Below are 10,347 nucleotides of genomic sequence, written 5' to 3'. Positions count from 1 at the left end.
CTCCGTGATCAGGTCTTGACGTCGATCACGTACTGCTTGTTCTCGTTGGGGTTCTTCTTGAGGTCGCACACCGCCGACGTGTCGGAAGGCTTCTGCTGCGAGAACTTCTCGACCACCGTGAACTTCTTGTCCTTGGCTTCGCCGATATAGACGTCGAGCACGGTGTGATGCGTCTGCGGGTCGATCGTGGTCTTGCCGGCCGGCCCGTCGAACGAGGCATTGCCCTCCAGCGCCTCGATCACCTTCATGCGGTCGATCGAGCCCGCCTTCTTGACGGCGTTCGCCCACAGATACATGCCGTGATAGGTCATGGTTGCGAGCTCGGTCATGTGCGGAATGCCGTACTTGCCGTGCACGGTCTCGACGAACTTCTTGTTGGCCGGCGTGTCGATGCCTTCGAGATAGGCAAAGGCCACGATATAGCCGTTGTGCTCCTCGGGCGAGGTGATGACGATCTCGTTGCCGAAGGTCGTCGAGGCGAGCGGGATCTGCTTGTTCATGCCCGCCGCCGCCCACTGGCGATAGAACGAGATGTGCGCCGCGCCGACCAGCGCCGACATCACGAGGTCGGGCTTGGCCGCCTGGATCTTCTTGATCGTCGGCCCGAAGTCGGTGACGTCGAGCGGGAAGAAGTCGGTCTGGACGACCTCGCCGCCATTGTCCTGGGCGTATTTCTTCACCCACTTCGCGGTGATCTGGCCGTAATTGTAGTCGGCCGCGATGGTGTAGATCTTCTTGCCCCACTTCTTCTGCACATAGGGCACCAGCTTCTCGACGGTCTGCGCCGGCGTCGAGCCGGTGCAGAAGATGTTGCGGTCGCAGACACCGCCTTCGTACAGCGTGTTGTAGAAGTAGAGCGTATTGAAGCGCTTGAGCAACGGCCGAATGGCTTCTCGCGAGGCCGAGGTGATGCCGCCATGGACCACCGCGACCTTCTCCTTGGTCGCCGCCTCGGTCGCGTACTGGGTGTAGAGCTGGATGTTGGACTGCGGGTCGTAGTTGGTCAGCGCGATCTTCTTGCCGAGCACGCCGCCCGAGGCGTTGATCTCGTTGACCGCCAGGTCGAGGGTGGCGACCATCTGCTTGCCGTAGATGTCGAGCCCGCCCGAGGTGTCGTGGATGCCGGCGACCTTGATGATATCTTGGGCATGAAGATCGCGAATGATGAACGGACTGGTCACTGTCGCTGCAGTGCCGATGGCCGTAGCCTTGAGAAGCCTGCGACGATTCAAGATCATATGCGCCCCTCGTTCCTGTACGAACGTTCACGCAGCAAGAAAAATGCCAGCTGAGGCGCAAGAACGCAAGACGCGCTCGGTCCAGAAAGAGAATGACCTACGCGCGCTTCATCTTGCGTTCGCGCTGTTGCCAGGTGCGGGCAAGTCGTTGGGCGCGGTCTTCCGTCGTGGTGAAGAGATCCGGCACGCCTTCGCCGCTTGCCGCCAGCAGTTCCTCCTCGAGCACCGCATGTGGCTTGCGCTTGCCGTCGGCCAGCAGGTGCTCGATCTCGACACCGCGCTCGGCGAGGCGGCGCGACACCAGCACGGTGCGATGGCAGTCGAGCGGTTCCTTCTCGGCGCACATCAGGCAGAGCGTGGCATCGGCCGACCCGGCGATCAGCCGATCGAGCGCGGCCTTGAACTCTGGCCGCCCGGCCAACGCGTCGTAGCCGGCGCCATCCTTGGGCTTGCCGCCCAGCGCCGCGCCCTCGTAGCGATAGAGGATGCCAGCGGCCGACAGGCTCTGCGCCAGGCGCTCGCGACCGAACTGTGGGAAGCGCCGCGAGTAGGGCATGGAGCGCACATCGACCACGGCTTCGACTCCCCCGGCTTTCAGCAGGTCGACGAAGCGCTCGATCGGATGGTTGGAATGACCGATCGTCTTGATCATGCGCCTATCAAGAGATCGTCCGCGCTCGGTGTCAAATCGATCAGGCCGGCGGGCAAACCGGCATGTCGCGTAGGTACTTGTACCGTCCGTGCCCTTTGAGTTCCGCCAGGTCGTGGGGGACGAGGCCTGGGACATCGACCAGCTCGACACGCACGCCGTCGTTGCCGACCTCGACGGACAGGATGCCGAGGACGTTGTCGGCGGTGGCGTCGACCGGCTCCTGAACCAGGAAGGCCGTCGACGGTGCCCAGACATGGCGCAGGCCGTCGCGGACGACGTCGCGATGGCAATGCAAATGGCCGCTGATGACGGCCCGCACCGGTGCACCCTGCAGCCGGCGCAACAGCCGGGCGCGCGGTTCGGGATTGATCGACCTTGCCGTGACCTCTCTCTCGTCGGCTGATTGCAGGAACAAGGGCTTGTGCAGGGCGAGCAAAACCGGCCGTGCGGCCGCGCCGAGCTCGCCATCGAGCCAGGCATCCTGCTCGTCCTCCTGCGGCAGGCCCGATCCGAGAAGCTGCGCATTGATGCCGAGCACGCGCCAGCCATCGGCGTCGAAGGCGAAGCGATCGCTGCCGAATACCGACTGCCACCGCCGCAGCCGGTCTGCGTCGACGATCTGGTCGGCCGCCTGGCCGGGCGGCTCGTCGCCGACATCGTGGTTGCCGGGCAAGGCATGGACCGGCGGCTTCAACCGGCCGAGCGCCTGGCGGGCGAAGGCCACTTCGGCATCGCTGTCGGGGCCGTTGATGCAGAGATCGCCGGTCACGATCACGGCGTCGGGCGCCAGCCGGTTCACCATCTCGCACGCGCGGCACCAGTTGTCCCAGAAGAAGCCGTGCGTCGGCGACAGATGCGGATCGGAGATCACGATGATACGGGCCATGGTGGTCCTCCTGTGAACGCGTGCAGTATCCGTCGCCGGCGTGACGGTGCGATGTCGCTTGATCAAACAGACTGAGGACGATCGCCGCTGCGGGCGAATACGCCGCTGGCATGCACGATGCGCTCGCCGTCGCGCACGACGTAGCAGTTGGCGAAGGCGAGCCGGCCACCGACCTTGTGGACGTCGACATGGACTTCGATCCAGTCGCCGATCCGGGCCGAGCCGGCGAAGTCGGTCGTGATGCTGGCCGTGGTCAGCATCGGCCGCGGCTCGACACTCGATGTCGTGCGGTAGCCCAGCGAGATGTCGCACAACGTCATCAGGAGGCCGCCATGCGCGACGCCGCGGCCGTTTGCGTGATGCGGCTGGACGCGGACGCCGACCACGAACGTTCCGTCCGCCTGCTTGCGCATGAAGAACGGGCCGAGGTGGTCGAGGAACGGGCTGGTTCGAAACAGCGGCTCGAAGCCGGGTGGGGGAGTGGCGTCGACCATGGCGCGAAGCCTATCGTGGCGCGGTCAAATGCGAAAAATGAATGTTTCGAATTGAACCCTATGCACGCCGATCATGCCAGCCGGCGCACCAGATCGATGAAGCCCAGCGTCGCGGCCGAGCGCTCGTCGCCGCGGCAGGCGAGGTTGAGCGGCACGCTGATCGCCGGCCGGCCGCTCAGCGTGCGGTAGGTGACGCCCTCGAGCGGCAGGCGGCTCAGCGACGCCGGCACGATGGTGATGCCGAGCCCCGCCGCCACCAGGTTCAAGGTCGAGACGATACGCGGTGCCTCCTGGCCGACATGCGGGCTGAAGCCCGCCTCGGTGCAGGCGCTGATGATGACGTCGTAGAGCCCGCGCCCGTCGGGCCGGCGGTAGAGGATGAAGGTCTCGTGCGCGAGGTCCTTCAGGGTGAGGCGCGGCCGGCGCACCAGGCGATGGCGCGCGGGAAGGGCGGCCACCATGTCCTCCTGCAGCAGCGCATGGACGGCGAGCCCTTGTGGATCGGCGAGGCCCGAGCGGATGAAGGCGATGTCCAGCCGCTCCTCGCGCAGGCCGGCCAGAAGGTCGACCGAGCCGGTCTCCTCCAGGACGAAGGAGACGTCGGGCCGGCTGGCGCGGAACTCGCGAATGGCGCGTGCCACCAGGGGATGGAACGGGGCCGAGGTGGTGAAGCCCACGGCGATGCGGCCGACCTCGCCGCGCGCGGTACGGCGCGCCCGCGCCGCGGCGCGATCGACCTGGGCCAGCACCGCCTCGGCATCGGCCAGGAAGGAGCGGCCGGCATCGGTCAGGCTGACGCCGCGCGGATGGCGTACGAACAGGGCGGCATCGATCTCGCTTTCCAGCGCCTTGATCTGCTGGCTGAGTGGCGGCTGCTGCATGTGAAGCTTCTCCGCCGCCCGCGTGATGTGGCCCTCGCGCGCGACGGTGACGAAGTAACGGAGATGGCGCAGTTCCATTTTCTGTCGTCCTGAGCGTAGCGAAGGACCTCATCGCCGGTTGCCACGCCATGAGATCCTTCGCTGCGCTCAGGATGACAGAGGAAAAAAGTATGTAAATCCCACTTATCATATATTTGAAGTGTGCACATCGCACGCTCATGCTGGCAGCGCTTCGCTACCGGAGACGCCGCCATGACCGCCCTGCTCGCCGCCAGCCTCTCAGTCCTGATGATCTTCACCGCCCTGCTGTCCGGCGTGTTCGGCATGGCGGGCGGCCTGATCCTGATCGGCGTGCTGCTGTTCATCATGCCCTTGCCCCAGGCCATGGTGCTGCATGCGGTGACCCAGATGGCCTCCAACGGCTGGCGCGCCATCCTGTGGTGGCGCCACATCGAGTGGAGGATCGCCGCCGCCAGCATCGTCGGCAGCCTTCTCGCGGTCGGCCTGTGGTCGCTCTGGCTCTACGTGCCCGACCGGGCGGTGGCGCTGCTGCTGCTCGGCATCTCGCCTTTCATCGTGCGGGCGATCCCTGACAGCGTGCTGCCGCGCAACCTCGGCCCCGGCCAGATGCTGGGCGGCAGCGCCATCTGCATGATGCTGATGCTGGTCGCGGGCGTCACCGGCCCGCTGCTCGACACGCTCTTCCTGCGCACGACCCTGGAGCGTAAGCAGATCATCGCCACCAAGGCCGCCTGCCAGCTCTTCAGCCACAGCCTGAAGCTCGTCTACTTTGGCGCGCTGATCGACCAGGCGGGCTCGGTCGAGCCGTGGTTCCTCGCCATCGCCGTCGCCTCGTCGATGATCGGCACCTCCCTTGGCAAACTCCTGCTCGAGAAGCTCAGCGACAAGCAGTTCCGCGTCTGGTCGAACCGCATCATCACCACCATCGCGACCTACTATGTCGGCTACAGCCTGGTCCTGATGGCGCGCCTCGCCTGAACGGTCTCTTCCTCCCCACGCATCCACCCGGGGAGGCGAGTGGAGGGGTCACGAGCCATCGTTGCGGGTGCTCGTGACCCCTTCGGCTTTCATGCTCTACAATGGCCCGTGGCCATTCCGTCCAAGGTTCCTCTGGGCTTTCGCGAGCTCACCGAAGCGTCCGGTTTCGCCGCGGCCAACGGCCCGTGGTTCGAGAAGATCGACGGCGACCGCGTCATCCGCGGCTTCCTGCCCGGCCCCCAGCACGCCAATGCGCTCGGCATCGTGCATGGCGGCATGCTGGCGGCCTTCATCGATTCGGCGATGGGTACGGCGGTGCTGCACACGCTGAACCGCAGAGCGGTGACGGTGCGCATGTCGCTCGACTATCTCGGGCCCGGCCGTGTCGGCGACTGGCTGCAGGCCGAGGGCGAGGTCGTCGGCCACGACGAGCATATGGCGCAGGTGAGGGGCCGTCTCTATGGTCCGCGCCACGAGGTGCTGGCGGGGCTGGGCGTGTTCTCGCTGCTCAGCCGCCACCGCAAGCTTACGCGCAGGGGTTAGACTTGCTTCAGGATGATCCGCCCGACGGTTTTTTGCGCATCGATTTCGACCGCGACCGGCCCGAGACCACCTTCAACAGCCATATCGGCACGCTCTACGCCAAGCGCGGCGCCAAGGGCACGCGCGATGAGTTCGTGCTGGGTTTCCGCGTGCACCAGCACATGTGCAATCCGGCGGGCGGCCTGCATGGCGGCATGATGATGACGGTGGCCGACCTGGTGGGCACGATGGGCGGCGGCACGCTGGTCGGTCTGCGCAAGTTCCTGCCCACGGTCAGCATGACCTTCGACTTCGTGGCGCCGGCCAGGGTCGGCGACTGGGTCGAGGGCCGCGCCGAGGTCGTGCGCCAGACGCGCTCGCTCCTCTTCACCAACATCTACCTGACGGTGGGCGACGAGAAGTTTCTGCGCGCCTCGCAGATCGCCAAGATCCCGTCGGGCGAGGGCCTGTCCTTCGGCAAGGCTCGCCTCGATCGCAGCGCCGCTGGCGCCGCGGCGCCATCGCGCTAGCATCGATGTCGGCCGAAGGCGCTGCCCGGCTGCCCGCCCTGCTGCCGCGCGGGCCGGGCCATCAATTCGTGGTTTACGGCGATTCCTGCTCGGGCATCGCCGGTGCCCTGCATGAAAAGACCTTCGCGTCGGTCAACGCCGTCGTGCAGCGCCTCGAGCCGCCGCCGGAGTTCATCGCCTTCCTGGGCGACGAGGTCGCGGGCTATGCGGTCGACCGCAGCGAGCTCGAGGCGCAGTGGCGCCATTGGCTGCAGCACGAGATGGCCTGGCTCGATCGCCAGGCGATCCCGCTCTGGAACACGACCAGCAACCACACGACCTACGACGAGATGAGCGAGGCGACGTTCAGCACGATGCTCGCCCATCTGCCGCGCAATGGGCCGCCTGGACAGGAGGGCCTGTCCTACTTCGTGCGGCGCGGCGACCTGCTGATGGTCTTCGTCCATACGATGTGGACGGGCCTGGGCGGCGAAGGCCATGTCGAGACGACGTGGCTCAGCGAGGTCCTGCAGCGTCACGCCGACGCGCGCCACAAGCTGGTGCTTGGCCATCACCCGGTGTTCCCGATCAACGGCTTCTCGGGCGCCTACCAGCGCGAGATCGGCCCCGAGCATGCGGGCGCGTTCTGGGACGTGCTCGTCGAGGCCGGCGTGCTGGCCTATCTCTGCAGCCACATCCTCGCCTTCGACGTGCAGGTCCATCGCGGCGTGCTGCAGGTCTGCACCGCCGGCGCCGGAACGGCGCATCGCATGCCCGAAGGCGTGGAGTATCTGCATTGTGTCCAGGGCGCGCTCGACGGCGAGGGCCTGCGCTATCAGGTGCTGGATACCGACTGCCGGGTCCGCGAGCGCCTGTCGTGGCCGTTGCGGTTGGCCGATGTCTCCCAGTGGCGCGCGCTGCCGGCCGGCGTCAGCGAGGCGGCCCTCGCGGGCGGCCCCTACGATGATCGCCTTGTCGGCCTCAGCTTCACGGGCCGAGCGGCGGCGGCCGGCGATGGCTCGGCGCAGACGCTGCTGTCGGCTTTTCGGCCGGATCTGCAGATGCCGCTCTGGATTGGCCTGCGCGGCATCGACCAGCGGTTGACGGTGATCGTCGGTTTTCAGGCGCGTCGCAGCCCGCATTACTGGTACGGGCCGGCCGTCGCGGCGGGTTCGCCATTCGACCTTCAGCTGGTCGTTCACACGGGCATGGGCCCCGGCGGCTTCCTCTACCGCGGCGAGGGCGAGGCGAGCTGGTCATCGCTCACCGGCGCGTCGGCCTGGGGCGCGGAGCGCCTCGACTGGCCGGAGCGCTGGTCCGTCGGCCATGCTGCGCGCGGTCCCGTCGATCAACCCTTCAGGGGAACGAACCTCTCAGTATCGGCACTGGTCCAACGATGATGCGCGACATCCAACGCGACGAGCTCGAACCGCTGGCGACCGGCGCCTGGATCCTGGGCGCCGGCGGCGGCGGCAACCCCTACCTCTCCTACGTCAATCTCCTCGCCCTGTACGACGGCGGCGCACGCGTCTCGCTGATGGATCCCAAGGACCTTGCCGACGACGATCTCGTCGCCATGGTTGCCGGCATCGGCGCGCCCCTGGTGGGACAGGAGCGCTTGCCCGATCCCAAGGTCGTCGCCCGGCCGCTGCTCGCGCTGCAGGATCATCTCAAGCGTCCGTTCCGCGCCGTCATGTCGGGCGAGATCGGCGGCGCCAACGGACTGCGCGCGCTCATTGCCGGCGCCGTGACCGGCCTGCCGGCGGTCGATGCCGATTCGATGGGTCGCGCCTTTCCCGAAGGCCAGATGACGAGCTTCGCCATCGCCGGCCTACCCATGCTCACCACCGTGCTGTCCGACGTGCGCGGCATCGAGGTGATCATCAAGCGCGCCGCCGATGCCAAATGGATGGAGCGGCTGAGCCGCAAGGCCTGCGCCGAGATGGGGTCGGTCGCCTCGGCCTGCCGCGCGCCGCGCACCGGCCGCGAAGTCAAGGATCACGGCATCCTCTACAGCACCAGCAAGGCGATCCGCATCGGCCGCGTCGTCGGCGAGGCGCGCCGCCGTCGCGAGGACGCCGTTGCCGCCCTCATCGAGGCCGAGCGGGGCATCCTGCTGTTCAAGGGCAAGGTGCAGGATGTCGAGCGACGCACGACGGAAGGCTTCTTGCGCGGCACCGCCCGCCTGGCCGGCCTCGACGGCGATCGCGGCGCGATGCTCGAGCTCGACTTCCAGAACGAATACGCCGCGGCCTGGCGCGATGGCGAGGTCGTGGCCACCACGCCCGACATCATCTGCACCATGGACAGTGAATCGGGCGAGGCCGTCGGCACCGAGATGCTGCGCTACGGCCAGCGCATCAGCGTCATTGCCTTGCCGGCGCCGGAACTGTTCCTGACGCCGAGAGGCCTCGCGACGGTGGGCCCGCGCGCATTTGGCTACGACTTTGACTACAGGCCGGCTTTCACCGGCTAGATTAGTCGCGCTTCTGCAGCGGCATGCCTTGAATGGCCTTCGTCATGTCGTAAGGCTCTTCGACCAGGGTCTCGGCGCTCCACATGCTGCGTTCGGCTTCGAAAAAGTTGCCGAGATAGACGTGGATGGCCGCGCTGATCTTGCAGAGGGGATTGACGACGGAGTGGACAACGTCGTGACCCAGGATCGTTACGTCGCCCACGCCCAGCGCCTCGCCACCGGCTGTCTCGATCTGGAACTTCGTGGGGTTGGCGACACGGCGCCAGAAAAAATTGTCCTCACGTCCGGTGTACATACCGATCAGCGCCGGCATGGCATGATCGTGCGGCAGGGTGATCTGCCGCGGCGCCCATAGGAGATTCACCACCGTCAGGTCGGGAGATTTGTGCAGCACCTGGACGCCGGCCTTCTCCGGCTCGCCGATCACGCGCATCAAAGCGGCAGGATCGGAGACGGCACGAGCCACGACATCCTTCATAGGCTGCCGCGACCGCTCGGGTAGCGTTGCTCTGAGATCGACGATGAATTGGTCCAGGTCGAACATGATTGGGAAGTTATCAAGCAAACGTTGCGCCAAAATGACTTCCCATCGCCCGACGTTCTGAATCGGTCAGCCGCGCCGACGCCGAAGCTGTTCCTGACGCCCAAGGGTCCGGCAGTCGTCGGCCCGCGCGCCATCGGCCACGATTTCGGGGATCTCACCCTGAGGAGAAGCGTCACGCCGTCTCGCCACGCCTCGACATTTGACATCGCCCAAGCACCACATTGCCGTTACGGGACGCAAACACGGGGAGATATGCCCATGCTTTAAGCGTACCTGCGCGGCCGTCATGACTGCGATCCTGGTTTCGGCGGCGAGGACCAGCCACGCCCGAGCCACGCGCTACAAAGGCAATTGGGAGGTATCAGCCCGTCGCTGCCTTTGCCGGATCGCGTTTCTGCAGCGCCATGCCCTGCACAACTTTCTTCATGTCGTAAGGCTCTTCGACCAGGGTCTCGGCGTCCCACATGCTGCGCTCGATCTCGAGGAAGTTTCCGAGATAGACGTGGATCGCCGCACTGATCTTGCCGAGCGGATTGACGACAGAATGGACGATGTCGTGGCCCAGCAGCGTGACGTCGCCTGTACCCAGCGCCTCGCCGCCGGCCGCCTCGATCTGGAATTTCACAGGGTTGGCGACGCGGCGCCAGAAGATGTTGTCCTCGCGTCCCGTGTACATGCCGATCACCGCTGGCATGCGATGGTCATGTGGCAGGGCGATCTGCCGGGGCGCCCATAGCAGGTTCAGCACCGTGAGCTCGGGCGACTTGTGCAGCACCTGCACCCCGGCGTTCTCGGGCTGGCCGATCGCGCGCATCAGCGCGGCGGGATCGGAGACGGCGCGGGCCACGACGTCCTTCATGGGCTGCCGGGACCGCTCGGGAAGCGTGGCGCGAAGGTCGACGATGAACTGGTCGAGGTCGAACATGACCCCGATCCTACCTCAGGGAAGCGCCGCACCGAAATGGCTGCCCATCGCCCGACGTCCTGAATCGGTCAGCCGTACGGTGCGACTGCGGCGAAGCTTCTCGGCCCAGCCGCGGCGAAAAAAGGTGTCGGCGATGGCGGCCCCCAGCGCGCCGGAGATGTGCGGCCGCCGCTCGCTCCAGTCCAGGCACTGGCGCGCGAAGTGGCGGCTGCCGGCACGGC

General features: G+C 66.5%; 12 protein-coding genes and 1 pseudogene. 5 read left to right on the top strand and 8 right to left on the bottom strand.

Annotated elements, in window-relative coordinates:
• Positions 1–8: 8 nt before the first annotated feature.
• From RSO01_RS44080 to RSO01_RS44060, 5 genes are all read right to left on the bottom strand, one after another.
• The gene (locus RSO01_RS44080; protein WP_147156973.1) at positions 9–1,238 is read right to left on the bottom strand and encodes an urea ABC transporter substrate-binding protein; all 1,230 of its coding nucleotides are present in this window, start codon (positions 1,236–1,238) and stop codon (positions 9–11) included.
• Between the two features lie 97 nt (positions 1,239–1,335).
• Complete coding sequence (locus RSO01_RS48110) at positions 1,336–1,890, bottom strand: DUF488 domain-containing protein (protein ID WP_170303833.1); 555 nt, start codon at positions 1,888–1,890, stop codon at positions 1,336–1,338.
• 40 nt (positions 1,891–1,930) lie between these two features.
• Positions 1,931–2,776, bottom strand: a complete 846-nt coding sequence (locus RSO01_RS44070; protein ID WP_147156970.1) for a metallophosphoesterase family protein — start codon at positions 2,774–2,776, stop codon at positions 1,931–1,933.
• Positions 2,777–2,838: 62 nt separating this feature from the next.
• On the bottom strand, positions 2,839–3,270 hold the full coding sequence (locus RSO01_RS44065; protein WP_147156968.1) for a PaaI family thioesterase: 432 nt from the start codon (positions 3,268–3,270) through the stop codon (positions 2,839–2,841).
• 71 nt (positions 3,271–3,341) lie between these two features.
• Positions 3,342–4,229, bottom strand: a complete 888-nt coding sequence (locus tag RSO01_RS44060) for a LysR family transcriptional regulator (RefSeq protein WP_147156966.1) — start codon at positions 4,227–4,229, stop codon at positions 3,342–3,344.
• A gap of 174 nt (positions 4,230–4,403) precedes the next feature.
• Here RSO01_RS44060 and RSO01_RS44055 point away from each other — a divergent pair, with 174 nt between their 5' ends.
• The 5 genes from RSO01_RS44055 to RSO01_RS44035 all read left to right on the top strand — a co-directional run bounded on the left by RSO01_RS44055 (position 4,404) and on the right by RSO01_RS44035 (position 8,657).
• Entirely contained in the window at positions 4,404–5,150 is a 747-nt protein-coding gene (locus tag RSO01_RS44055) for a sulfite exporter TauE/SafE family protein (RefSeq protein ID WP_147156965.1), read from the top strand.
• A gap of 108 nt (positions 5,151–5,258) precedes the next feature.
• On the top strand, positions 5,259–5,693 hold the full coding sequence (locus RSO01_RS44050) for a PaaI family thioesterase (RefSeq protein ID WP_147156963.1): 435 nt from the start codon (positions 5,259–5,261) through the stop codon (positions 5,691–5,693).
• 2 nt (positions 5,694–5,695) lie between these two features.
• Positions 5,696–6,202 carry a PaaI family thioesterase gene (locus tag RSO01_RS44045; protein WP_147156962.1) on the top strand — a complete coding sequence of 169 codons (507 nt, stop codon included), beginning with the start codon at positions 5,696–5,698 and terminating at the stop codon, positions 6,200–6,202.
• A 5-nt stretch (positions 6,203–6,207) separates the two neighbouring features.
• Positions 6,208–7,581: a metallophosphoesterase family protein gene (locus tag RSO01_RS44040; RefSeq protein WP_147156961.1), complete on the top strand. Its 1,374-nt coding sequence runs from the start codon at positions 6,208–6,210 to the stop codon at positions 7,579–7,581.
• Positions 7,578–8,657 carry an S-methyl thiohydantoin desulfurase family protein gene (locus tag RSO01_RS44035; RefSeq protein ID WP_147156960.1) on the top strand — a complete coding sequence of 360 codons (1,080 nt, stop codon included), beginning with the start codon at positions 7,578–7,580 and terminating at the stop codon, positions 8,655–8,657. The genes RSO01_RS44040 and RSO01_RS44035 overlap by 4 nt, the downstream gene beginning before the upstream one ends.
• Before the next feature lies 1 nt (position 8,658).
• On the opposite strand, the gene RSO01_RS44030 is transcribed toward RSO01_RS44035, so the two are convergent.
• From RSO01_RS44030 to RSO01_RS48105, 3 genes and pseudogenes are all read right to left on the bottom strand, one after another.
• Positions 8,659–9,234: a hypothetical protein gene (locus tag RSO01_RS44030; RefSeq protein WP_218037650.1), complete on the bottom strand. Its 576-nt coding sequence runs from the start codon at positions 9,232–9,234 to the stop codon at positions 8,659–8,661.
• Positions 9,235–9,562: 328 nt separating this feature from the next.
• Complete coding sequence (locus RSO01_RS44025) at positions 9,563–10,126, bottom strand: hypothetical protein (RefSeq protein WP_147156959.1); 564 nt, start codon at positions 10,124–10,126, stop codon at positions 9,563–9,565.
• A 15-nt stretch (positions 10,127–10,141) separates the two neighbouring features.
• Positions 10,142–10,347: pseudogene (locus tag RSO01_RS48105) on the bottom strand (ArsR/SmtB family transcription factor); the annotation flags it as partial.

Origin of the sequence: Reyranella soli (assembly GCF_007992495.1) — a bacterium.
In the GTDB taxonomy this organism is placed as follows: Bacteria; Pseudomonadota; Alphaproteobacteria; order Reyranellales; family Reyranellaceae; genus Reyranella; species Reyranella soli.
This window is presented reverse-complemented; position numbering and strand designations above follow the sequence as displayed.

Bases quoted from the DNA above. Each gene is read 5' to 3' on its own strand.
- RSO01_RS44080 (WP_147156973.1), bottom strand. From the start codon at position 1,238: ATGATCTTGAATCGTCGCAGGCTTCTCAAGGCTACGGCCATCGGCACT.
- RSO01_RS48110 (WP_170303833.1), bottom strand. From the start codon at position 1,890: ATGATCAAGACGATCGGTCATTCCAACCATCCGATCGAGCGCTTCGTC.
- RSO01_RS44070 (WP_147156970.1), bottom strand. From the start codon at position 2,776: ATGGCCCGTATCATCGTGATCTCCGATCCGCATCTGTCGCCGACGCAC.
- RSO01_RS44065 (WP_147156968.1), bottom strand. From the start codon at position 3,270: ATGGTCGACGCCACTCCCCCACCCGGCTTCGAGCCGCTGTTTCGAACC.
- RSO01_RS44060 (WP_147156966.1), bottom strand. From the start codon at position 4,229: ATGGAACTGCGCCATCTCCGTTACTTCGTCACCGTCGCGCGCGAGGGC.
- RSO01_RS44055 (WP_147156965.1), top strand. From the start codon at position 4,404: ATGACCGCCCTGCTCGCCGCCAGCCTCTCAGTCCTGATGATCTTCACC.
- RSO01_RS44040 (WP_147156961.1), top strand. From the start codon at position 6,208: ATGTCGGCCGAAGGCGCTGCCCGGCTGCCCGCCCTGCTGCCGCGCGGG.
- RSO01_RS44035 (WP_147156960.1), top strand. From the start codon at position 7,578: ATGATGCGCGACATCCAACGCGACGAGCTCGAACCGCTGGCGACCGGC.
- RSO01_RS44025 (WP_147156959.1), bottom strand. From the start codon at position 10,126: ATGTTCGACCTCGACCAGTTCATCGTCGACCTTCGCGCCACGCTTCCC.